This window comes from Pseudomonas sp. P7759, from assembly GCF_013386445.1.
GTDB lineage: Bacteria > Pseudomonadota > Gammaproteobacteria > Pseudomonadales > Pseudomonadaceae > Aquipseudomonas > Aquipseudomonas azotoformans_A.
This window is the reverse complement of the sequence record NZ_JACART010000005.1, coordinates 1-23,867: the sequence shown is the minus strand read 5'-3', so window position 1 is coordinate 23,867 and position 23,867 is coordinate 1. Positions and strand designations below refer to the sequence as shown.

General features: G+C 62.8%; 19 protein-coding genes and 2 pseudogenes. 15 read left to right on the top strand and 6 right to left on the bottom strand.

Features of this window, described 5'->3' with window-relative positions:
- Window positions 1-83: 83 nt before the first annotated feature.
- A pseudogene (locus tag HX823_RS32250) lies at window positions 84-1,163 on the top strand (cache domain-containing protein); the annotation flags it as partial.
- Between the two features lie 327 nt (window positions 1,164-1,490).
- Window positions 1,491-2,027 (top strand): annotated as a pseudogene (locus HX823_RS32245) (methyl-accepting chemotaxis protein); the annotation flags it as partial.
- Here HX823_RS32245 and HX823_RS05630 read toward each other — a convergent pair.
- Together HX823_RS05630 and HX823_RS05625 are read right to left on the bottom strand one after the other, a co-directional pair.
- Entirely contained in the window at window positions 1,965-3,296 is a 1,332-nt protein-coding gene (locus HX823_RS05630; protein WP_177074340.1) for a dicarboxylate/amino acid:cation symporter, read from the bottom strand. The pseudogene HX823_RS32245 and the gene HX823_RS05630 overlap by 63 nt on opposite strands.
- Window positions 3,297-3,383: 87 nt before the next feature.
- On the bottom strand, window positions 3,384-4,439 hold the full coding sequence (locus tag HX823_RS05625; protein ID WP_038846516.1) for a tartrate dehydrogenase: 1,056 nt from the start codon (window positions 4,437-4,439) through the stop codon (window positions 3,384-3,386).
- Between the two features lie 136 nt (window positions 4,440-4,575).
- Here HX823_RS05625 and HX823_RS05620 point away from each other — a divergent pair, with 136 nt between their 5' ends.
- Window positions 4,576-5,496, top strand: a complete 921-nt coding sequence (locus HX823_RS05620; RefSeq protein ID WP_177074339.1) for a LysR family transcriptional regulator — start codon at window positions 4,576-4,578, stop codon at window positions 5,494-5,496.
- Between the two features lie 6 nt (window positions 5,497-5,502).
- Here HX823_RS05620 and HX823_RS05615 read toward each other — a convergent pair whose 3' ends face one another.
- Window positions 5,503-6,885 (bottom strand): APC family permease, encoded by a 1,383-nt coding sequence (locus HX823_RS05615; protein ID WP_177074338.1) that lies wholly within the window; start codon window positions 6,883-6,885, stop codon window positions 5,503-5,505.
- Window positions 6,886-7,024: 139 nt separating this feature from the next.
- On the opposite strand from HX823_RS05615, the gene HX823_RS05610 reads away from it, so the two are divergent.
- Together HX823_RS05610 and HX823_RS05605 are read left to right on the top strand one after the other, a co-directional pair.
- Window positions 7,025-7,783, top strand: coding sequence for an autoinducer binding domain-containing protein (locus HX823_RS05610; RefSeq protein ID WP_050572434.1), 759 nt, complete (start codon window positions 7,025-7,027; stop codon window positions 7,781-7,783).
- An 81-nt stretch (window positions 7,784-7,864) separates the two neighbouring features.
- Window positions 7,865-8,755, top strand: coding sequence for a proline iminopeptidase-family hydrolase (locus tag HX823_RS05605; protein WP_177074337.1), 891 nt, complete (start codon window positions 7,865-7,867; stop codon window positions 8,753-8,755).
- Window positions 8,756-8,788: 33 nt separating this feature from the next.
- On the opposite strand, the gene HX823_RS05600 is transcribed toward HX823_RS05605, so the two are convergent.
- Both HX823_RS05600 and HX823_RS05595 read right to left on the bottom strand, forming a co-directional pair.
- Window positions 8,789-9,973 carry an MFS transporter gene (locus HX823_RS05600; RefSeq protein WP_235165443.1) on the bottom strand — a complete coding sequence of 395 codons (1,185 nt, stop codon included), beginning with the start codon at window positions 9,971-9,973 and terminating at the stop codon, window positions 8,789-8,791.
- A 32-nt stretch (window positions 9,974-10,005) separates the two neighbouring features.
- The gene (locus HX823_RS05595) at window positions 10,006-10,680 is read right to left on the bottom strand and encodes an RraA family protein (RefSeq protein WP_038846504.1); all 675 of its coding nucleotides are present in this window, start codon (window positions 10,678-10,680) and stop codon (window positions 10,006-10,008) included.
- Between the two features lie 275 nt (window positions 10,681-10,955).
- Between HX823_RS05595 and HX823_RS05590 the strand changes: the two genes are divergently transcribed.
- The 5 genes from HX823_RS05590 (at window position 10,956) to HX823_RS05570 (ending at window position 18,158) form a co-directional block, all read left to right on the top strand.
- Window positions 10,956-11,924, top strand: coding sequence for a hydroxyacid dehydrogenase (locus HX823_RS05590; RefSeq protein ID WP_177074336.1), 969 nt, complete (start codon window positions 10,956-10,958; stop codon window positions 11,922-11,924).
- A 65-nt stretch (window positions 11,925-11,989) separates the two neighbouring features.
- Window positions 11,990-13,318, top strand: coding sequence for an MFS transporter (locus HX823_RS05585; protein ID WP_177074335.1), 1,329 nt, complete (start codon window positions 11,990-11,992; stop codon window positions 13,316-13,318).
- 189 nt (window positions 13,319-13,507) lie between these two features.
- Window positions 13,508-14,248, top strand: a complete 741-nt coding sequence (locus tag HX823_RS05580; protein WP_177074334.1) for an IclR family transcriptional regulator — start codon at window positions 13,508-13,510, stop codon at window positions 14,246-14,248.
- A 178-nt stretch (window positions 14,249-14,426) separates the two neighbouring features.
- Window positions 14,427-16,835, top strand: a complete 2,409-nt coding sequence (locus tag HX823_RS05575; RefSeq protein WP_177074333.1) for a glucose/quinate/shikimate family membrane-bound PQQ-dependent dehydrogenase — start codon at window positions 14,427-14,429, stop codon at window positions 16,833-16,835.
- A gap of 57 nt (window positions 16,836-16,892) precedes the next feature.
- Window positions 16,893-18,158: a carbohydrate porin gene (locus HX823_RS05570; protein WP_177074332.1), complete on the top strand. Its 1,266-nt coding sequence runs from the start codon at window positions 16,893-16,895 to the stop codon at window positions 18,156-18,158.
- A 6-nt stretch (window positions 18,159-18,164) separates the two neighbouring features.
- Here the strand turns inward: HX823_RS05570 and rpiB are convergent, their stop codons facing one another.
- The gene (gene rpiB / locus HX823_RS05565) at window positions 18,165-18,647 is read right to left on the bottom strand and encodes a ribose 5-phosphate isomerase B (protein ID WP_038844192.1); all 483 of its coding nucleotides are present in this window, start codon (window positions 18,645-18,647) and stop codon (window positions 18,165-18,167) included.
- A 256-nt stretch (window positions 18,648-18,903) separates the two neighbouring features.
- On the opposite strand from rpiB, the gene HX823_RS05560 reads away from it, so the two are divergent.
- Genes HX823_RS05560 through dhaL form a run of 5 tightly spaced genes read left to right on the top strand, consistent with a single transcriptional unit; the run spans window position 18,904 to window position 23,827 of the window.
- Window positions 18,904-20,391 carry a sugar ABC transporter ATP-binding protein gene (locus HX823_RS05560; protein WP_177074331.1) on the top strand — a complete coding sequence of 496 codons (1,488 nt, stop codon included), beginning with the start codon at window positions 18,904-18,906 and terminating at the stop codon, window positions 20,389-20,391.
- Window positions 20,388-21,365, top strand: a complete 978-nt coding sequence (locus HX823_RS05555) for an ABC transporter permease (protein WP_076954377.1) — start codon at window positions 20,388-20,390, stop codon at window positions 21,363-21,365. The genes HX823_RS05560 and HX823_RS05555 overlap by 4 nt, the downstream gene beginning before the upstream one ends.
- A 14-nt stretch (window positions 21,366-21,379) precedes the next feature.
- Window positions 21,380-22,138, top strand: a complete 759-nt coding sequence (locus HX823_RS05550; protein ID WP_038844196.1) for an SDR family oxidoreductase — start codon at window positions 21,380-21,382, stop codon at window positions 22,136-22,138.
- Window positions 22,139-22,174: 36 nt separating this feature from the next.
- Complete coding sequence (locus HX823_RS05545) at window positions 22,175-23,176, top strand: dihydroxyacetone kinase subunit DhaK (protein WP_177074330.1); 1,002 nt, start codon at window positions 22,175-22,177, stop codon at window positions 23,174-23,176.
- 3 nt (window positions 23,177-23,179) lie between these two features.
- Window positions 23,180-23,827 (top strand): dihydroxyacetone kinase subunit DhaL, encoded by a 648-nt coding sequence (gene dhaL / locus HX823_RS05540; RefSeq protein WP_177074329.1) that lies wholly within the window; start codon window positions 23,180-23,182, stop codon window positions 23,825-23,827.
- Window positions 23,828-23,867 lie beyond the last annotated feature (40 nt).

Here is a 23,867-nt window from a genome sequence, read left to right as displayed (position 1 = left end):
CACCTCCCTCAAAACAACACATGCGACGCTCGACGCCACTGTTTTCTCCTTGCCAAAAATTATAAATACCCGCGGGTGAAGTCATGAATATCAAGCAAAAGCTGACCTGGGCGTTTGCCGCCATCGCGTGCGTCCCGGTTATTTTGGTCGCGGTACTGGTTGTGCTGAATCTGCGCGAGGGGGCCCAGGCCAATTTCCTCGACAGCAGCGGCCGTGAGATTCGCCAGATCGACAATGGCATGAAGCAGTTCTTCGACGGCATCAGCCAGAACGTCGACTATGTGGCCAAGGACCCGCGCGTTGTCGCGGCCAAGGACCTCAAGAGCTACGCGGGCGCCGACGCCGCACAAATCCCCCTCACCCCCACCAATAAAGAACTGCTGGAGATTTTCGACCAGTTCGCTAAGAGCCATCCGAGCACCGCTTACCTGTCCCTGGGCTTGAAAGACGGCGGCTACGCCAGTTGGCCCGACGACACCAAACTCAACAATTACGACCCGCGCGTACGCCCCTGGTACCAGGCGGCCATCGCCGCACCGGGCAAAACCGTGCGCACCGGCGCCTACTATTGGGCGCCGGACGATGTGACGCTGATCGGCACTGTGCATACTGTGGCCGACGCCAGCGGCAATATCCTTGGCGTGGTCGGCCTGGACGTGTCGCTCAAGCAGCTCACCGAACTGGTGCGCAACATCAAGCTGGGCGACAGCGGCTACTTGATGCTGGTGGAAGGCAACGGCAACGTGCTGGTGGACCCCAGCGATGCCAAGCACAACTTCAAGCCCCTGGCCGACCTGGGCCCGAACTACGCCGAACTGGCCAAGCGCGGCGACGGCGTGACCCAGATCGAGATCGATGGCGTGGCCTACATGGCCAACATGGTCAGTTCCAAAGACCTGGGCTGGCGTTTTATCGGCCTGATCAAGCGCGACGAAGTCATGGCCGGCGCCACCCGCCTGACCTGGTTGATCGCCGCCATTGCCGCGGTATTGGCGTTGGTGTTCGCGGTGGTCGGCGCCAGCTTTGCCAGCGTGATCGTGCGGCCGATTCGCGGCGTGGCCGACGGCCTGCAAGAGATCGCCGAAGGTGAAGGCGACCTGACCCGTCAGCTCAAGGTGCAAGGCAAGGACGAAACCGCCAGCCTGGCCGGCTGGTTCAACCAGTTCCTGAGCATGATCGCCCAGTTGGTGCAGCGAATCGGCAACGCCTCGTCGGACCTGCAGACCGCCGCCGCCGACACCAGCCAAGTCGCCAACAACATGAACCAGGCCGCCGGCCGCCAGCGCGAAGCCGTGGAACTGGTGAGCACGGCGTTCAACGAAATGGTCGCCACCGCCAACGAAGTCGCGCGCTCCTGCAGCGCCGCCGCCACCAGTGCCGACGAAGGCTACCGTGATGTGCACGACGGCCAGCACCACATCGGCGAGGCCACCGGCAGCGTGCTCAAGCTCAGCGAAGACCTGCAGAAATCGACCCAGACCATGCAGTTGCTGGAGCAGGACAGCAAGAACATCAACACCATCCTCGACACCATCCGTTCGATTGCCGAGCAGACCAACCTGTTGGCGCTGAACGCGGCCATCGAGGCCGCCCGCGCGGGCGATCAAGGCCGAGGTTTCGCGGTGGTCGCCGACGAGGTCCGCGCCCTCGCCCGCCGCACCGCCGACTCCACCGGCGAGATCGACAGCCTGCTCGGCAACCTCGCCCGTCGCACCCAGGAAGTGACGCAACAGATGCAAGGCAGCCTGCTGGTGTCCCACACCAGCGTGGAACGTATCCAGCAGGCCCGCGACAGCTTCGACAAGATCCGCGGTTCGGTGGACTCGATCCGCGACCAGAACACCCAGATCGCCACCGCCGCCGAAGAGCAGCACCAAGTGGCCGAAGAGATCAACCGGCACATCGCGCAGATCCATGCCGACGCGCAGTTGGTCGAAGGCTTCGCCCACTCGGCGCAGACCGGGTCAGGTCGGTTGACGGATATTTCGGGTCAGCTCAAGGGGTTGGTGGGTCGGTTCAAGTTCTAGATCCGGCTTGGGGCTCTCGGCTTCGCCGTCGAGGGCCTTGCGCATTTTCACCACGTCCAATGCCCCCACCCACTTGGCAATGGCCAGGGTGCCCACGCCGTTGCCGATGGTGTTGGTGATTGCCCGCGCCTCCGACATAAAGCGGTCCACCCCCAATAACAACACCATGCCCGCCACCGGAATCGTGCCCAGCGACGACAACGTCGCCGCCAGGATAATGAAGCCGGAACCGGTCACCCCCGCCGAGCCCTTGGACGTGAACATCAATACCGCCAGCACGATCAACTGATCGGTGAGGGTCAAGGGTGTGTTGGTGGCCTGGGCGATAAAGATCGCGGCGATGGTGTAGTAGATCGCCTGCCCGTCCGGGTTGAAGGTCAGGCCGGACGGGATGATCATCCCGGCCACCGGCTTGGACACCCCAGCCTTCTCCATCTTGGCGATCATCTGCGGCAGTACCGACTCCGACGAACTGGTGCCGAGCACGGTGAACAGCTCTTCCTTGATGAACTTCAGGAACTTCCACAGGCTGAACCCACTGTAGCGGCAGATCGGCCCCAGCACGAAGATCACGAACACGGCGCAGGTCAGGTAGACACAGGCCATCAGCTTGCCGAGGGAAAACAGCGAGCCAAAACCGTATTTGCCGATGGTGAAGGCAATCGCGCCAAACGCGCCGATGGGCGCCAGGCGCATCACCATGTTGACGATGCGAAACATGCCTTGCATCAGGCTGTCGAGCGTGTCGACGAAGGGTTTGCCACGTGGCCCCACCGCCGCCAGCGCGACGCCAAGCAGGATGGAAAACAGCAGGATCTGCAACACGTTGCCCTTGGCAAAGGCATCCACCAGGGTGTCGGGAATGATGTTCATGATGAAGTCCATGAACGACGCATGTTTGACCGCCGTGGTGTAGGTGGCCAGGCTCGACGTGTCGAGGGTCGCCACATCGATGTTCATGCCGGCGCCGGGCTTGAACACATCCACCACCACCAGCCCGACCACCAGGGCCAAGGTAGACACCACTTCAAAGTAGATCAACGCGCGAAAGCCCACGCGCCCCAGTTCTTTCATGTTCTCCATCTTCGCGATGCCGGTGACCACCGTGAGAAAGATCACCGGCGCCAGGAGCATTTTGATCAGCTTGATGAAGGCATCACCCAAGGGCTTGAGCGCGGCACCGGTCTCCGGGACACAGACCCCGACAATCGCGCCGAGGATCACCGCGAGCAGTACTTGTACGTAGAGTTTGCCAAAGATTATTTTCATGACAGGGCCCTGATTCTTATTGTTGTCAGGAAGTGCCAAGGGGCTGGCGTGCAACCCCTCGGCGTGGTGCCGCCGTACTTCAGTGAATCAGCGGTTGATCAGCGCGATAACCGCATCGGTGATCTGGCGGGTGGTCGCCGTGCCACCCAGGTCCGGCGTGTGCAGGCCGCTTTCGGTGACGGCTTCGATCGCCGACATCAGTTGCCGGGCCGCGGCCGGTTCGCCCAGGTGTTCAAGCATCATCGCGGCGGTCCAGAAGGTGGCGACGGGGTTGGCGACGCCCTTGCCGGTGATGTCGAACGCCGAACCGTGGATAGGCTCGAACATCGACGGGAACTGGCGCGACGGGTTGAGGTTGGCCGTGGGCGCTATGCCCAGGCTGCCGGACAGCGCGGCGGCGAGGTCGGAGAGGATGTCGGCGTGCAGGTTGGTGGCGACAATCACGTCCAATGTCGCGGGCTTGAGCACCATGCGCGTGGTTACGGCATCCACCAGTTCCTTGTCGACCTTCACGTCGGGGAAGTCCTTGGCCACTTCATAGAAGATTTCGTCCCACAGCACCATGCCGTGGCGCTGGGCGTTGGACTTGGTGACCAGGGTCAAATGCTTGCGCGGACGGCTGCGCGCCAGTTCGAAGGCAAAGCGGTGGATGCGCTCCACACCGGCGCGGGTGAACACCGAGACTTCCGTCGCCACCTCTTCCGGCAGGCCGCGATGCACTCGGCCGCCGTTGCCGGAATATTCACCTTCGGAGTTCTCGCGCACCACCACCCAGTCAATCTGCTCGCCGTTGTGCAACGGGCTTTTCACCCCTGGCAACACCCGCGCCGGGCGCACGTTGGCGTATTGGTCGAAGCCTTGGCAGATCGGCAGGCGCAGGCCCCACAGCGAGATGTGGTCCGGCACATTCAGCGCGCCCACGGCGCCAAAGAAAATCGCATCGAAGGTTTTCAATTCGGCCAGGCCGCCTTCGGGGATGTAGTAGCCATTCTTCAGGTAATTGTCTGAGTTCCAGTCAAAATGCTTGAAGTGCAAGGCGAAACCGGCTTTTTGCGCCAGGCTTTGCAGCACTTCCACACCCGCCGCGATTACTTCCACACCAATGCCGTCACCCGGGATTGCTGCAATCTTGTATGCGCTCATCGATTACTCCACTTCGTCACGTTGTTGTTTTTGCCGTTCGACCAGGCTGTCCAAACGGGGTGTGATCGGAGTATATGTAGCGATCCAAGCCGCATGATCGACTCGAAATCACTACATAATTAACTTTGAGTTATGAATGAGCCAGACCCTGGATTTGTCGTTTTTCTACCTGCTGGCCAATAAAGGCAGCCTGGTCGCCACCGCCCGCGAATTAGGCGTGACCCCGCCGGCGGTGAGCAAACGCCTGACGGCGCTGGAGGCACGCCTGGGCATCCGGCTGGTCAACCGCACCACCCGCTCCATGAGCCTGACCACCGAGGGCGAGCTGTACTTCAACCAGGCGGCGCGCATCCTCACCCAGATCGACGAACTGGAGCAGCAGCTCAGCAGCAGCCGCGCCACGCCCAAGGGCCTGATCCGCGTGAATGCGTCCCTGGGCTTTGGTCGCCGGCATATCGGCCCGGCCCTTGCCGCGTTTTTCACGCAGTACCCGGAAGTGGAGATCCAGCTGGAAATCAGCGACCACCCGCTGGACCTGACCACCCACGGCTTCGACCTGGGCATTCGCTTCGGCAGCCTGCCGGATGCGACCTTCCATGCACGCAAGATCGCCTCCAACCGCCGCTTGCTGTGCGCATCGCCGCTGTACCTGGACAAATACGGCACGCCGCAGAAGCTTGCCGACCTGCACCAGCACAACTGCATTTTCATCCGCCAGAACGAATCGCCCTATGGCGTGTGGTCGTTCACCCACGGCGGTCACACCGAGAACATCAAGGTGCAAGGCGCGCTGGGCTGCAACGACGGCGAAGTGGCGCTGAACTGGGCGCTGGAGGGCTACGGGATTTTGCTGCGCGCCGAATGGGACATCGCCCGCTACGTGCGCAGCGGACGCCTGCGCCTGGTGCTGGAAGACCAGACGCCGACCCGCGCCGATGTGTATGCGGTGTACCCGCAGCAATTGCACCTGTCGGCGCGGGTGCGCAGCCTGATCGACTTTCTGATCGAGCGTTTCAAGCACCTGGATAAGGTGGATGACGCGCTGATGCCTGACTGAGGTGCGTCAGCCCACGGAGGCATCCACCTTGAGTTCCGTCGAACGCCCGGTGGCCTTGAAAAACACCAGCACGGCAATCCCCAGCGCAATCCAGCACGTGCCGCCGACCTTGGCATAGCTGTCGGAGTTGACCAGCACGTAGCTGATGATCACAAAGCCGATCAGTGGCACCAGCCCGTGCACCAGCCGGCGACCGGCGCTGCGGTAGTGCCAGGCCACGGCCACATGGAGTAGCAAAAACGCGGTCAGCGCACCAAAGTTGCACATCGACGCCAGCAGGTTGATCTGCCCCACGAAGAACAGGCCGAGCACCAGGCTCAGGCCCGCAACCAGCAATGTCGCGCGCTGCGGCACGCCGGTGACCGGGTGCACCCGGCTGAGAAACTGCGGTAACTGGCGGTCCCGCGCCATGGCGAATAACAGGCGCGAGGTGGCAGCCTGGGCCACCAAAGAGTTGGCGATCGCTGCGCCGATGGCCACGGCCAGGGCAATCACCACTTGCAACCAGGGCCCGGCCACCAGGCGGCCGATTTCATAGAAGGCGTTGTTCGACGCATCGGCATCCGGGTACTGCACCAGGTTGGGCTGCAGCAGCGCGGCCAGCCAGGTCTGCACCATGAATAACGCCGCCACCAACGCCAGTGCCCACAGCGTCGCACGCCCCACCGCGCGGCTGCCGCCACGGGTTTCTTCCGACAAGGTGGAAATCGCATCGAAGCCCAGGAACGACAGCACCGCCACCGACAACGCGCTGAAGATCAGCGGCAGGGAAAACTCCTCCGGGTTGTACAGCGGCTTCATGGTCCAACTGGCGCCATTCACGCCGTTGCTGATCGCGATACTCGCCAGCACCACGAACACCACCAGCACCACCAACTGCCCGTAGAGGAACAAGCGGTTGGCGCGGGCGGTGGTCTGGATACCGCGCAGGTTGACCAGGGTGTTGAGCACCACGAAAAACACGATCCACAGCGGCTGAGGCACGGCGGGGATCACGTTGGCCATGGCGTTGGCGCCGATCACGTAGAGCAAGGTGGGCACCAGCAGGTAGTCGAGCAGGATCGCCCAGCCCGCCAGGAACCCCAACTGGCTGTTCAGCCCACGCCCGACGTAGGCATACACCGAACCCGCCACCGGGAACGCATGGGACATCTGCTGGTAACTGATGGCGGTGAACAGCATGGCGACAAAGCCGATCAGGTAGGTCAGCGGGACCATGCCGTGGCTGGCGTCGAACACCCCGCCAAAGATCGAGAACGGCGCCAGCGGCACCATGAACACCATGCCGTAGATCAGCAGGTCACCCAGGCTGAGCTGGCGCTTGAGTTGTTGGGTATATCCGAAACGCGCCAGCTGCGCGCTGTCACCGGGGGTGGAAGGATCGATCATGATGACGCTCCGCAAGGGTTGAACAGAAGCCTCACTCTAGGGCGGTACAGGCTGGCAGCTCTATCCTGAAAAATACTAGGTTTTGGCCTTGGCAGACTGTTTGCTTGAAAAACCGCGCAACCCCACGCCCGGAGGCGCCATGCACACCGACCTGATGCGATTCAGCGAGCAACTCGCCCACACCACGACGCTGGATGCGTGCCTGGCCGAGGTTCAGGCCGCCACTAACTCACTGGGTTTCAAGACGCTGATCTACGACTATGCCCCCGTGCCGGTCAGCCATGAAGGCGCGCTGATCACGCCGTCAGTGTTCAAGACGCTGAATGCCCCGACGGACATGCACGCCCTGTGGTGCGAGCGTGGCTATTACCAGATTGATCCGGTGCAGCAATACGCAGCACGCCGCACCACGCCATTTGTCTGGTCATTTGGCACGGACACGCACTGGAACGGCGCCCTCACCGAGGCCCATCGTCCAGTGGCTCACTACATTCGCGACTACGGCCTGAGCACCGGCTTGACCGTGCCGCTGCACTTGCCCGATGGCGGTTTCGCCACGCTGACGGCGATTGTCGACGGCACGCCCAACGGCGCCGAGCAGCAAGCCCAGCACAACCTTGGCGAGATGCTGGTGCTGGCCCACGCCTTCCAGGCCAGGGCCAGCGAGTTGCTGGCGCCGGCCGAGCGCTGCTGCACGCACATCCACCTCACCCGCCGCGAACGCGAGTGCCTGCAACATTCGGCCAAGGGGCTGACAGCCAAAGGCATTGCCGCCACCCTCAACCGCTCCCAGGCCACGGTCAACCTGCACCTGGTCGGCGCCGCGCGCAAACTGGGCGCGCGCAACCGTGTGGAAGCGGTCGTGCGCGGCCTGCATTACCGGCTGGTGGAAGTCTGAGAACCTAGCATTTTTGCCAGTGCCACTGACGGCACGCTTTGGCTAGCCTGTACCTCATTGATCCCCAAGGAGGTACACAGCATGCAGGTTCGCGAAGGTTATGCCGATTTCCGTGGCCACCGGACATGGTTCCGGGTCACTGGCGATCTGGACTCGGGGCGCCTGCCCCTGATCGTCGCCCATGGCGGCCCCGGCTGCACCCACGACTACGTCGACAGTTTCAAGGATTTGGCGGCCACCGGGCGGGCGGTGGTGCACTACGACCAGATCGGCAATGGCCGCTCGACTCATCTGCCGGATGCTCCCAGCGAATACTGGGCGGTCGACCTGTTCCTCGCTGAACTGAACAACCTGATCGCCCACTTGGGCATTCGCGATTACGCCCTGCTCGGCCAATCCTGGGGCGGTATCCTCGGCGCCGAGCATGCCGTCCGCCAACCGGCTGGCCTTAAAGCGTTGATCATTGCCAACTCACCCGCGTCCATGGCGTTGTGGTCAGAGGCCGCGAATGAACTGCGCCAGGCGCTGCCCGCCGAGGTGCAGGCCACGTTGCAACGGCATGAAGACGCAGGCACCACTGACAGCGCCGAATACCGCGCAGCCTCGGACGTGTTCTACGCGCGCCATGTATGCCGTGTCCAACCGATGCCCGCCGAAGTCGCGCGCACTTTCGCCGCCATCGACGCCGACCCCACGGTGTATCACGCCATGAACGGCCCCACCGAATTCCATGTGATCGGCAGCATGCGTGACTGGACGATCATCGATCGCCTGTCACGCATCCAAGTGCCGACGCAGTTGATTTCCGGCCGCTACGATGAGGCCACGCCCGCGACGGTGCAGCCGTTCGCCGACGGTATTGCGGATGTGCAGTGGCAGATTTTCGAGCAATCCAGCCACATGCCCCACGTGGAAGAGCGTGACGCGTGCATGGCGTGTGTGGCGCGGTTTCTGGAACAGCGACTGAGCTAGCAGGCCGGTTCAAGCCGTGGGCCGTCGGTGCTTTCAACCGCGTCGGCGGCTGACCTGCCAACTCGCCAACTGATAAAGCCCGAGCAAACCGCCGGCCAGCAGCAGGGTCCATTGCACGCTCAGCGCCGCCGCCAATAGACCGGCGAGTAACCCGCCGATGGCTTCAAAGCCGAAACGCATGGCGATGTAGAACGCGATCACCCTACCCCGCAAGGCTTCGGGCGCGGCGCTTTGCAGCGTCATGTTGCTGCTGACATTGCTCACCGTGATACCAAAACCCAACCCGGCCAGCGCAACCAAGGTAAACCACAACGGCGGGTTGGCCGCCACCGCACACAACGACACCGCACACACCACCGCGCCCATGGCGATGATGCGGCTCAACCGCGAGGTGCTGCCCGCGAACGCAAGAAAGATCGTGGCCACAAAAGCCCCCGCGCCCGCAGCGCCCCAGAGCCAGCCCAGGGTCTGTGCATCGCCGCTGAACGTGTGCTTGGCCAGGATCGGCAGCAGCACCGTGTAGCAGGAGGCAAGCAGGTTCACCATCACCACACTGATCAGCAAGCGGCGGATAGACAATGTGCCCCACAGGTAGCGCAGGCCTTCGCGGAAGATCTCCCCGGTAGAGCCCTTGGCGCGAACTTGTGCGCGACTCTTCACCTGGCCCAGACCGATCAGCAACATGCCGAATGCGATGGCGGTGAGCAGGAAGCAACCGGCCTCGCCGCTCCAGTTGATCAGCAAGCCGGCCAGCGGCGGGCCGATAAAGCGCGCGGCGTTGATGAGCATCGCATTGAGTACGAGGGCATTGGGCAGGTCGTTGGGGTCATCGACGAAACTGGCGATCAAGGCTTGGCGTAGGGGCGTCTCCAGGGCATTGAGCAAGCCCAGCAGCAGCGCCATGGCGATGATGACCTCGCGGCCCATCCACTGCTGCCAGGTGAGCACGGCGAGCGCCACCGATTGCACCGCCAGTATCGCCTGCACCGCCATCAGCAGGCGGCGCTTGTCGTGGCGGTCGGACCAGGCGCCCGCCAGCGGCCCGACCAACAGCTGCGGCAACAGCGTCAGAAACGCAATCGCGCCCAACAGAACGGCCGAGCCGGTCAGGTGGTAGGCCAGCCACGACAACGCGACCTGTTGCACCCACTTGCCCAGGGTGGAGAGGCCCTGCCCAACAAAGTAGATCTGGAAATTACGATGGCGCAACGCGCGGATGGGCGCGGGCCATCGGGGGGTAGACGCAGGATTCAAATAAACTCGCAGCCCTTTTGTGTCAGGGATTTAAGGACCCAGGAACGGTCGTTTTCGCCCAGTGCAATCTGTTCCAGCTGCTTCTGTTCGGCGGCATGTTTGGCATAGGCGCGATCATACACCTCGCCGACCTGCTCGAACGGCACGCAGAGCAAACCGTCCTCATCCCCGATCACCAGGTCGCCCGGTTCGATCACCATGCCGGCCAGGGCAATCGGCACATTCACTTCGCCAGGGCCGTCCTTGTAAGGGCCGCGATGGGTAATACCGGCGGCGAACACCGGGAACTCCCCGGCGCCGATGCTGGCCGCGTCGCGAATCGCGCCATTGATCACAATACCCGCCACGCCCTTCTTGATCGCGTAGGCCACCATCATCTCGCCAATCAGCGCGTTGCTCAGGTCACCGCCAGCATCCACCACGATCACGTCGCCAGGCTCGGCGATGTCCAGCGCGTGATGCAGCATCAGGTTGTCCCCCGGCCGTGCCTTCACGGTCAGCGCCGGCCCGACCAATACGCCCGTACGGTGCATCGGTTGCAGGTTGGCACCGCCGGCGGTCATGCGGTGCATGGAGTCGCTGATGTTGGCGACGGGCACGGTGCGGTAACGCTCGACCCACTCGGCAGCGACCTTGCGTTGCTGCTTGAGCACTCTGAATCCGATGGACATGGGGTATTCCTCTGATGATTTTTGTTTGTTTTGAAACGTCGTTTCGAAATTAACATCACAAATTCAAATCAACAAGACTCAAACCCGAGCCATCCGCCAAATGACGAGCGGCAAAGCCTCGTATAAACGATCTAAACACTTGATACAAAAAGGCCAAACCACGAATTCCACTCGATTTTAAGTAATCACTGAAAATTTATTTATTGCAACGGCGTTTCATTATGCTAATTTCCAGCCACTACCGCACACCGACAAAAACACCAAGGTGCACAGAAATGACCCGAACTCTCCTGCTGACCGGCCCGGAATTGACCGCCGACGCCATGACCCATGCCGCCTCCCACGGCGTGCGCATCATCCCCACCACGCCCTACGCACCGGCCGATGAACTCATCGCGATCATTGCCCGCGAACAACCGGACGCGATCATCGTGCGCCAGGGCCAACTGACCCGCGAGATGATCAACGCCTCCGCCGCACTGAAAATCATCGCCAAGCACGGCGTGGGCTACGACACCATCGACATCGCCGCCGCCGCCGAGCGTCAGATCCCGGTGACCATCGCCCTGGGCGCCAACGCGCAATCGGTGGCCGAACACGCCTTGGCATTGATGTTCAGCGTGGCGCGCCAGACCGCCCTGCTCGACGCGCGGATGCGTGACGGGCATTGGGACAAGACCACTTCGGTGGGCATCGAACTGTCCGGCAAGACCCTGGGCCTGGTGGGCCTGGGCGCCATCGGACGGATCCTGATGGAACTGGTGGCGCCACTGCGCATGACCATCAAAGTGTTTGACCCCTACCTGGCCGACCTGCCGAACGTGGAGCTCGTCGACACCATTGATGACCTGCTGGCGAGCTGCGATATCATCAGCCTGCATTGCCCGCTGACCGAGCAAAACCGCAACCTGTTTGGCGCCGCGCAGTTCAAGCGCATGCGCCCCGGCAGCATTCTGATCAACACGGCACGCGGGGAGCTGATCGATACCGAAGCCTTGGTCCACGCCCTGAGCACCGGGCAGATTGCCGGCGCCGGGCTCGACACCTTCAACCCCGAACCGCCACCTGCCGACTCGGCGCTGTGGGGCCTGCCGACCCTGGTGGCTACTCCGCATGTGGGCGCCAATACCGCCGAAGCACGGGACCGCGTGGGCCTGCTGGCCTTGCAACACATCATCGATTTCTGGGACGGCGTCGCGCCGCCGCCGCGTGCGGTGGTCAACCGCCATCTCTACGCACACTGACATCTCCCGCCGATTACGCGCGGGCTCATCACGCTTCTCCAAAAAAAACAACACGGGAGAGAGTCATGCCTATCAGTTCTACCGACATCAGCGCCCTTGAGCGTTCAACCATGCGCAAGGTGGCGTGGCGACTGCTGCCATTCCTGATCCTGTGCTACCTGCTGGCGATCATCGACCGTGGCAACATCGGCATGGCCTCGCTGCAAATGAACCAGGACCTGGGGCTGACCCCGGCAATCTTCGGCTTTGCCAGCAGCCTGTTCTTTGTCTCGTACTTCCTGGTGGAAGTGCCGAGCAACCTGGCCCTGCAGCGCTTCGGCGCACGGGTGTGGATTGCGCGGATCATGATCACCTGGGGCCTGATTTCCGCCGGCACCGCGTTTGTCACCGGCGCCAACTCGCTGTATGTGATGCGCTTCCTGTTGGGTGCGGCCGAGGCCGGCTTCTTTCCGGGCGTGCTGTTGTACCTCACCTACTGGCTGCCAGCGGCGTACCGTGGGCGCATGGTCGCTATTTTCATGGTGGCAATTCCCGGTGCCAACTTCATCGGCTCGCCGCTGTCCGGCTTGTTGTTGAGCCTGGACGGCTGGTTCGGCATGCGCGGTTGGCACTGGCTGTTCATCATCGAAGGCATTCCGGCGGTACTGCTGGGCATTGCCTGCCTGTTTGTGCTGACCGATCGCCCGGAGCAAGCCAAATGGCTGAGCCACGAGCAACGCCACTGGCTCACCAGTCGACTCGACGAAGAACGCAGCCGCAAGACCGCTATCGGGCATATCTCATTGTGGAAACTGCTGCGCCACAAACACATCTGGGTGCTGGCACTGATCTACTCCGGTGCCTCGGCGGCCGGCAGCACCATGAGCGTGTGGGCGCCGCAATTGCTTAAGACCTTTGGCTTGAACAACCTGGAAATCGGCCTGGTCAACGCGATCCCCTACGGGCTGGCATCGATCCTGATGATCATGTGGGGCCGAAGCTCGGATAAAACCGGCGAACGCCGCTGGCACACCGCGACCACCTTGTTGCTGATCACGGGCGGCCTGCTCTTGGCACTGGTCACCTCATCCCTGGTGGCGACGGTGATCATGCTGTCGATGGTGCTGATCGGTGCTTACTCCATGAAAGGACCGTTCTGGGCATTGGTCTCCACCTGGCTCTCCTCCTCCACCGCTGCTGCTGGCTTGGCGGCTGTGGGTGCGATGGCCAACCTGATTGGCGGCGGGATCATGGTTAACGTGTACGGCACGATTCATCATGCTACGGGCAGTTACGCGATTGCGCTGCTGCCATTGGCGGCGCTGTGTGCGGCAGGTGCGGTGATGGTGTTGTTGATGGGACGCAAGCAGATGAAGGAAACCGTGGAGTTCAATAAAACCGCCAACGCCAACTGAAATCCTAATGACACCCACCTGTGGCGAGGGAGCTTGCTCCCGTTGGGTCGCGAAGCGGCCCCAGACAATGGGACTGCTACGCAGTCCAACGGGAGCAAGCTCCCTCGCCACAGGTACAGTGCTCAGTCAAGATTGCCCCCACCCGCCAATACCAGTATTTTGCAGCCTACCCCCAACAAGGAGCACCCCATGGTAAAAACCCGCCCACGCCCCGCAGTCACCGGGGTGGCCTCGGCCGATCGGGTGCTCACCGTGCTCACTGCCTTCCGTATGGGGGATACCGCCCTGGAGCTGGCCGAACTCGCCGCCCGCACCGGGCTGATCAAAAGCACCATCATGCGCTTGATGGTCTCGCTCGAAGACCACGGCCTGATCACCCGCCTGGCCGACGGTCGCTATCAGTTGGCCACCGAGATCATGCGCTTGAACACCGTGTATCAGGACGGCCTCGACCTAGAACGGCACATCACCCCACTGCTGCACCGCCTGACTCAAGAAACCGGCGAAACCGCGTCCTTCTATGTACGCCACGGCGCTTATCGGATGTGCCTGTACCGTGTGAACTCCCCCCACCACCTGCGCCTGCACCTGCAACCCGGCGACACCCGCCCCATGGACGGTGCCGCCGGGGCCGAGGCGTTGCGCACGCCCTATTCGCTGGCCGCGAAGATGATCAAGCCGATTTTCTCCCACGGTGCCACCGACCCCCACGCCTCGTCCATGGCCCTGCCGATCTTCGGCCCAGGAGAAAACCTGATCGGTGCGCTGGTACTGTCCGGCCCCGCCAGCCGCCTGACCGCCGAACAGGCGCAGACGCTGCACCCGCTGTTCCAGCAAGCTGCCGTCGAACTGACCCGTAGCCTGGGTGGCGACGCACTGGCCGACACCGACGCCCCGCAGAAAAAGCTGCGCGGCAAAAAAGCCGACTAAACTCATCACGGATGCGCAGAACAGCAGGGGGCGAGACGGATCGCACCCTGAGCGACATTCCACCACATCCCATCATCGCAGCACCTGTAATAGTCTATTGCAGGACTCTAATGTACTAACCAGTTACTTATCTTGCTAAAATCGCGTCTTTGCCCTCTCACATTCGAGTCCTGTCGACATGAAACGAGCATCGCGCGCCGCTGGCGCCTCTAGATTATTACTGCTGGGCCTGGGCGTGATCATCGCCCTGCTCGGCCTCGCGCTGGCCATTGGCGGCGTCAAATTGGTCAGCCTGGGAGGTTCCTGGTACTTCCTGATCGGCGGCGCAGTCATGACGATTGCCGGCCTGTTGATCGCTGGCCGCAAGCCAGCCGGTGCCTGGTTATTCGCCGCCTTCTTGATCGGCACGGCCATTTGGGCAGTGGCGGATGTGGGCCTGGTGTTCTGGCCGCTGTTCTCCCGCGTGTTCATGTTCGCAGCCATCGGCATGGTGGTGGCGCTGGTGTACCCGCTGCTCGTCAACCGGCCTGCACGTGGCGCCTATGCGGTGGCTGGCGTACTGGCGTTGGGCGTGGCAGTCGCGGCGGGCAACATGTTCGTCGCCCACCCGAGCGTGGCGCCGACCGGTGCCGGCCCAGGTATCACCCCGGTGGCTGCGGCCGACGCGCAGAAAGACTGGGCGCATTACGGCAACACCGAAGGCGGCAGCCGCTTCGCCGCGCTGGACCAGATCAACCGTGACACGGTCAATAAGCTCAAAGTGGCCTGGACCTATCACACCGGCGACGTGGCCATCAGCGACGGCAACGGTGCCGAAGACCAGCTGACGCCCCTGCAGATCGGCAACAAGGTGTTCATCTGCACACCCCATAACAACCTGATCGCCTTGGACGCCGACACCGGCAAAGAGCTGTGGAAGAACGAGGTCAACGCCAAATCGGCGGTGTGGCAGCGTTGCCGCGGCATGGCGTATTTCGACGCCACCGCGCCGATTGCCCAGCCGACCCAGCCGAATAGTTCACCGATCATTGCCGCCAGTGTGCCGGCCGGCGCACAGTGCCAGCGCCGCCTGCTGACCAACACCATCGATGCGCGCCTGATCGCCGTAGATGCCGACACCGGCAAATTCTGCGAAGACTTCGGCACCCACGGCCAGGTGGATTTGAAAGCCGGCCTGGGTAACGTGCCGGACAGCTACTACCAACTGTCTTCCGCACCCTTGATCGCTGGCACCACTGTGGTAGTGGGCGGCCGCGTAGCTGACAACGTGCAAACCGACATGCCCGGCGGCGTGATCCGTGGCTTCGACGTGATCAGCGGCCAGATGCGCTGGGCCTTCGACCCCGGCAACCCGGAAGACAAAAAAGCCCCGGCTGACGGCAGCACTTACGTGCGTAGCACGCCGAACAGCTGGGCGCCGATGTCCTACGACCCGCTGATGAACACGGTCTTCCTGCCGATGGGCAGCTCGTCCACCGACATCTACGGCGTGGAACGCACCCAACTCAACCACAAATACGGCGCTTCGGTGCTGGCGCTGGACGCGTCCACCGGTGCGGAAAAGTGGGTGTACCAGACCGTCCACAATGACCTGTGGGACTTCGACCTGCCGATGCAGCCAAGCCTGATCGACTTCACGCCACCGGGCGGCGACAAAGCCGTGCCTGCGGTCGTGATCGGCACCAAGGCCGGGCAGATCTACGTGCTCGACCGCACCACCGGCAAACCGCTGACCGACGTTAAGGAAGTCCCGGTCAAGGCCGCCAACATCCCCAACGAACCCTACTCCCCGACACAGCCGAAATCCGTCGGCATGCCGCAGATCGGCGCGCAAACCCTGACCGAATCGGACATGTGGGGCGCCACTCCCTACGATCAGCTGCTGTGCCGCATCGACTTCAAGGGCATGCGCTACGACGGTCTGTACACCGCGCCGGGCACCGATAAATCCCTGAGTTTCCCAGGCTCCCTGGGCGGCATGAACTGGGGCAGTATTTCCACCGACCCGGTACACGGTTTTATCTTCGTCAATGACATGCGCCTGGGCCTGTGGATCCAGATGGTGCCGTCGCAGAACAAGGCCCAGGCCGCGTCCGGTGGCGAAGCGCTGAACACCGGCATGGGCGCCGTGCCGCTCAAGGGCACGCCGTATGCCGTGAACAAGAACCGCTTCCTGTCGGTGGCCGGCATTCCGTGCCAGGCGCCGCCGTTCGGCACCCTGACCGCCATCGACATGAAGACGCAAAAGGTCGCCTGGCAAGTACCGGTCGGCACCGTGGAAGACACCGGTCCGCTGGGCATTCGCATGCACCTGCCGATCAAGATCGGCCTGCCAACTCTCGGCGGCACCCTGTCGACCCAGGGCGGGCTGATCTTTATCGCCGGCACCCAGGATTTCTACCTGCGCGCCTTCAACAGCGGCAACGGTGATGAAGTCTGGAAAGCCCGCCTGCCCGTGGGCAGCCAAGGTGGCCCGATGACTTACGTGTCGCCGAAAACCGGTAAGCAATACATCGTGATCACTGCCGGTGGCGCACGCCAGTCCACCGACCGTGGCGACTACGTGATCGCCTACGCCCTGCCATAACCCCTGTTCGCGCGGCGCCTCCCCCCGGCGCCGCGTCTTCTGCCTGGAAAAACCCGCATGACCCCCACTTCTCATATTCCCCTTGGGCGCCTGTTGCTGGGCCTCGCCCTGGGTGCCGCCCTGCCCGTGCAAGCCGATGACACCACCCTGACCGGTGACTGGGGCGGCCTGCGCCGCGAACTCGACGCGCAAGGCATCCGCTTTACCGGCGACTACAGCGGTGAAACCGCCTACAACGCCCACGGTGGCCAGCACCGCTCGGCGCGCTACTCGCAGAACCTCAAGCTGGGCGTGCAGTTCGACCTGGGCAAGCTCTACGGTTTCAATAATGGAGATCGCATTCAGGTCACTATTAACGACCGTCGCGGCAACAGCGCTTCCGAGGATTTGGTGGGCAACCGCCTGCCGATCCAGGAAAACTACGGTGGCCTCTACACGCGCCTGACCGAATTGAGCTACGAGCGCACGCTGTTCACGCCGGCCCTCAACGTCAAGCTCGGCTACATGGCTATGGGCAATGACCTCGGCGGCCTGGACAGCGGCATTCTGTGCAACTTCATGAACGCCGGTTTCTGCGGGCACCCGCTGAACATGTCCGGCGGCAGCGGCTGGACCAACTACCCCAATGCACGCCTGGGTGCGCGGGTGAAATACGACTTCGCACCCAACTGGCAACTGCGCGTCGCCGCGTTCAACGTCGACCCGCAAAGCAACGGCAACTCCAGCCGCGCCTGGAAACTGGGACCCAAACACACCACCGGCACCGTGGTGCCGATCGAGCTGGTGTACAAACACGCGGGCAACCTGCAGGCTGAATACAAGCTGGGCTATTACTACGACAGCTCCGACGTGAAACGCATCGGCAGCAGTAAGGAAGTCAGCGGTCGCGGCGGCCACTACCTACTGATCGACCAGGCTGTTTGGACCTCCGACTCCTCCGCCGGCCGCGTGCTGCACGCCTTCGGCCAATACTCTGCCGCCAGTGAAGCGGCCTCGCCGTTCAGCAAGTGGTATGGCGCGGGCGTGGTGCTGTACAAGCCGTTCGAAGGCCGGCCGCGCGACACCCTGGCCCTGGGTTACGGTCGCGCCGTGCCCAACCCGCGCAGCCGCGAGGTGCAGGAACTGGCAGCCTTCAACGCGGGCAACGACTACCCCAACCTGAGCAATGCCGAACAGCTGATCGAACTCAGCTACGGCTACCAGGCCACGCCCTGGCTGACCCTGCGCCCGGATGTGCAATACATCATCGAGCCGGGTGCGTTTTCCGGTGACAACATCGACAACGCCTTGGTGCTGGGCCTGCAGGTCAAGGCGGTGTTCTGAAACGGCTCAGTCGTCTGACGGCAACGCCCTGTTCGCCTGTTCGAGCGCAGTGATGCGCTCGACTTTCTTGCCGGAGCGCTCCGCTTCGAACTCCGATTCCAGAAACACTTTGACGATGCTCTTGGCCAGCTCGGGCCCGATCACCCGCGCACCGATGGACAGGATCTGCGCATCGTTGCTCTTGCGCGCACGCTCGGCCGAATACGTGTCGTGAGCCTGTGCAGCCCGGACGCCTTTGATCTTATTGGCAGAGATCGCCATGCCAATACCCGTGCCGCAAATCAACACGCCCAGGCGCTGCTCACCCGCCCCCACCGCCATGGCCACCGCCGCCGCGATATCGGGATACAGCACGGGGCTGGACGAATGACAGCCAAAGTCCTCGACCCCATACCCCAGGCCTTCGATAAAGCGCTTAAGCAATTCCTTGAGTTCGAAGCCCGCCTCGTCGCATCCGATGGCCACCGAAAACGTCGTTTGTGCACCCATTACTGTTTCTCCATCAGACCGATCAAATGATCACTCACTGAAATTATGCACAATCATTAGCGGGCGATGAGCAGGTCGCTGTCAAGGCTTATTTAAAGACCCAAACACTAAATAACGCTAAAACCTCGGCGAGAGCCGTGGGCAAAGGATTGACAAAACCGCCTTAAGCAGTTTAAACATATGATCACTATCCGATCATATGATCAGGCTGTTGGTTAAGCCTACCTAATAAGAAAATCAGCAAGAGGACACACCGATGGCCACGCCATTACTGCTCCAGGCTGAACAAGTTTCCAAGGCCTACGCCGGGGTCCCCGCCCTGCGCGACGGGCGTCTCTCCCTGCGGGCCGGCAGCGTGCACGCACTGTGCGGCGGCAATGGCGCCGGCAAATCGACCTTCCTCAGTATCCTCATGGGCATCACCCAACGTGACGCCGGCACCATCCTGCTCAACGGGCAACCGGTGCAGTTCGACCGCCCCAGTGCGGCGCTCGCCGCCGGGGTGGCGATGATCACCCAGGAGCTGGAACCCATTCCCTACATGACCGTGGCCGAGAACATCTGGCTGGGTCGCGAGCCGCGCCGCGCTGGCTGCATCGTCGACAGCAAGGAACTGAACCGGCGGACTCGCGAATTGCTGCACAGCCTGGAATTCGACGTTGACGCCACCAGCCCCATGCATCGCCTGAGCGTGGCGCAGATTCAGCTGGTGGAGATCGCCAAGGCGTTCAGCCATGACTGCCAGGTGATGATCATGGACGAGCCCACTTCAGCCATCGGCGAGCGCGAAGCCGAAACCCTGTTCAAGGCGATCCGCCGCCTGACGGCGCGGGGCGCCGGCATCATCTACGTGTCCCACCGCCTCAGCGAATTGGCGCAGATCGCCGACGACTACAGCATCTTCCGCGACGGCGCCTTCGTGGAAAGCGGGCGCATGGCCGATATCGACCGCGCCCACCTGGTGCGCGGCATCGTCGGCCAGGAGCTGCAACGCATCGACCACAAGGTCGGCCGCGAATGCGCCGCCACCACCTGCCTGGACGTCAGCGGCCTGAGCCGCGATGGCGAGTTCCAGGACATCAGCCTGCAACTGCGCCAGGGTGAAATCCTCGGCATCTATGGCCTGATGGGCTCGGGGCGCAGCGAATTCCTCAACTGCCTGTACGGCCTGACCCTGCCAGACGCCGGCAGCGCTACCCTGCAAGGCCAGCCGTTGCCGACCGGCACGCCAGCCGCGACGATTCGTGCCGGTATGTCCCTGGTTACCGAAGACCGCAAAGACAGCGGCCTGGTGCTCAGCGGCAGCATCCTCGCCAACATTGCGTTGTCGGCCTACAAGCAGCTGTCGAGTTGGTCGGTGATCAATGCGCGCAAGGAAAACGCCCTGGCCCAGAGCATGGTCAAGCGCCTGCAGATCAAGGTTTCGTCCCTGGACCTGCCGGTGGAGTCCATGAGCGGCGGCAACCAACAGAAAGTGGTGCTCGCCAAATGCCTGTCGACGCAGCCGATATGCCTGCTCTGCGACGAACCCACGCGCGGCATCGACGAAGGCGCCAAGCAGGAGATCTATCACCTGCTGGACGAATTCGTGCGCGCCGGTGGCGCGGCCATTGTGGTTTCGTCCGAAGCCCCGGAACTGCTGCACCTGAGTGATCGCATCGCCGTGTTCAAGGGCGGCCGGCTGGTGACCGTCAGCACCGACACCGCCCTTTCCCAGGAAGCCTTGTTGAGTCTTGCCTCATGAATAGCAAAGTCCTCGCCGCCCCCGTTACCGCCGCGCCGCGCAACCGCCTGCGCCTGTCCCTCGACCGTTTTGGCCTGCCGCTGGTGTTTATCCTGCTGTGCCTGGTAATGGCGTTTTCCAGCGAATACTTCATGACCTGGCGCAATTGGATGGACATCCTGCGCCAGACCTCCATCAACGGCATTCTCGCCGTGGGCATGACCTACGTGATCCTGACCAAAGGCATCGACCTGTCGGTGGGGTCGATCCTGGCGTTTGCCGGTTTGTGCAGCGCCTTGGTCGCGACCCAGGGCTACGGCCTGCTCGCGGCGGTGAGTGCCGGCATGTTTGCCGGGGCCATGCTAGGCGTGGTCAACGGTTTCATGGTCGCCAACCTGAGTATTCCGCCGTTTGTCGCCACCCTCGGCATGCTCAGCGTGGCGCGGGGCATGACCTTTATCCTCAACGACGGCAGCCCGGTCACCGACCTGCCGGACAGTTTCCTGGCCATGGGCATCGGCAAGCTCGGCCCCATCGGCGTGCCGATCATTATCTTTGCAGTGGTCGCGCTGATCTTCTGGATGGTGCTGCGCTACACCACTTACGGGCGCTACGTGTACGCCGTGGGCGGCAATGAAAAGAGCGCGCGTACGTCCGGCATTGGCGTGCGCAAGGTGACGTTTTCGGTGTATGTGATTTCGGGCCTGCTGGCGGGACTCGCGGGCGTGGTGCTGGCGGCGCGGACCACCTCGGCCCTGCCCCAGGCCGGCGTGTCGTATGAGCTGGACGCGATTGCCGCCGTGGTGATCGGCGGCACCAGCCTGTCCGGCGGCACCGGTAGCATCGTCGGTACCTTGTTTGGTGCGCTGCTGATCGGTGTGATCAACAACGGCTTGAACCTGCTCGGGGTGTCGTCGTATTACCAACAAGTGGCCAAGGGGTTGATCATCGTACTTGCGGTGCTGATCGACGTCTGGCGCAAGAAAAAACGCTAAGTGGAGTGTGTGCAATGTCCAATTTCTGGAACCAGGCGTTCGACCTCACCGGCCGTTGCGCCGTGATCACCGGGGGCGCCGCCGGGATCGGCCTGGCCTGCGCGAGTTTGTTGGTGGAGCGCGGTGCCAGGGTGGCCCTGCTGGATCGCGACCCCGCAGTGGTCGAAGTGGCCGCCAGCCTCGGCACGGGGCATTTGGGCCTGGTGGCTGATTTGCGCCAGCTCGATTCGGTACAGGCTGCGATTGATGAGGCCCTCGCCGGACTCGGGCGCATTGATTACCTGGTCAACAGCGCGGGTGTCGCGCTGTTGGACAAGGCCCTGGACGTCAGCGAAAACGCCTGGGACACCACCCTGGACATCAACCTCAAGGCCAGCTTCTTCGTGGCCCAGGCCTGTGCCCGGCATATGATCGAACAAGGCGGCGGGCGCATCGTCAACCTGGCCTCCCAAGCGGCGGTGATTGGCCTTGATCGCCATGTGGCCTACTGCGCCAGCAAGGCGGCAGTGGTCGGCATGACCAAGGTGCTGGCCATGGAATGGGCACCCCACGGCATCAACGTCAACGCCGTTTCGCCGACCATCGTCGAGACCGCCCTGGGTAAGAAGGCGTGGGCCGGCGAACTGGGCGAGAAGGCCAAATTGCAGATCCCGGTGGGGCGCTTCGCCCAGCCGGAAGAGATCGCCGGCCTGGTGCTTTACCTGGTCAGCGATGCGGCCAAGATGATCACCGGCGAAAACGTGGTGATCGACGGCGGCTACAGCATTCAGTAATCCGATTCCAGACAGATAAGAACAAGGAAACACCCTATGAATCGAGTCATCAACGATCCGGACCTGGTGGTCGAGGACATGCTCGCGGGCATCCTCCTGGCGCACCCGGAACTGGCGCAGTACGAGAGCAACCCACGGGTCATCGGTAAGCGTAAGACCTCACCGGCCGGCCAGGTGGGCATTGTCACGGGTGGCGGTTCGGGGCATGAGCCGGCGTTTCTGGGTTATGTCGGGCCAGGGCTGGTGGATGCGGTCGCCGTCGGCGAGATTTTCTCCTCGCCCACCGCCAAGAGTTTCTTTGATGCGTTCCGCGCCGCTGACCAGGGCGCGGGCGTGGCGTGCCTGTACGGCAATTACGCCGGCGACAACATGAACGTAAAGCTGGCGATGAAAATGGCCGCCAGCAAAGACATGAACATTCGCACCGTGGTCGCCAATGACGACGTAGCCTCTGCCCCACCTGCCGACATCGCCAAGCGTCGCGGCGTGGCCGGTGAGATTTTCATGTGGAAAATCGGCGGGGCCGCCGCCGCCCAGGGCTACGACCTCGACGGCGTGATTCGTGTGGCGCAGAAAGCCGTGGATCATTGCCGTTCCATCGGCGTGGGCCTCACGCCCTGCACCATCCCGGCAGTGGGCAAGCCGAACTTCCAGATTGCCGATGGCCTGATGGAACTGGGCATCGGCCATCACGGCGAGCCCGGCATTGAAGTGGTGCCGGTGGAGTCCGCCGCCGCCATGGCCGAGCGCATGCTTGCGCCGATCCTGGCCGACCGCGACTTCACCCTGGACCAGAGCGTGGTGGTGCTGGTCTCCGGCCTGGGCGCTACGCCGGTGATGGAGCTGTATATTTTCTACGCCGAGGTCGAGCGCCAACTGCGCGCCAAGGGCCTGCGCATTCACCGCTGCTATGTGGGCAACTATTTCACGTCGCTGGAAATGATGGGCGTGACCCTCACCCTGCTCGGCCTCGACGCCGAACTGAGCAGCCTGATCGACCAACCCTGCCGCTCCATCGGCATGACCCAGTCGGAGTAGAGCATGAGCGAGCATTTCCCCAGCAACACCGGTAGCGCCATCGTCACCAACCTGGTGTCGATCATCGTCGCCAACCGCGAATACCTCAGCGAAGTGGACGGCGCCATCGGCGACGGCGACCACGGCATCAACATGGCCAAGGGGTTCTCACGCTGCGGCAAGACCCTCGAAGGCCGCGAGCTGTCTTTGGCCGAGGCACTGGACGAACTGACCCTGGCGCTAATGGAAGGCATCGGCGGCTCGATGGGCCCGCTCTACGGCAGCCTGTTCATCGGCATGGCCGACGAAGTGCGCGACCGCGACAGCATCGACGCGGCGACCTTCGCCAAGCTGCTGCGCGGTGGTCTCACGTCCTTGCAGGACATCAGCGACGCGGGTGTGGGCGACAAATGCCTGATGGACACGCTGATCCCGGCGGTCGAAGCCTTTGAACAGGCGCAGGCCAGCGGCGCGTCGTTCAGCGAGGCCTTGCGCCAGATGAAAAGCGCGGCCTCCCAGGGCCGTGATTCCACCCGCGACCTGGTGGCAAAAATCGGCCGCGCCAGCCGCCTCGGGGAACGTTCCCTCGGCGTACTGGATGCCGGCGCGGTGTCGTGCTGCCTGATCCTCACCGACCTCGCCGAATCGGTGGAGGCGCGGTTGGTTGCTTAGTTGTTTGTGGTGAGCGGGCTTGCTGTGGTGAGCGGGCTTG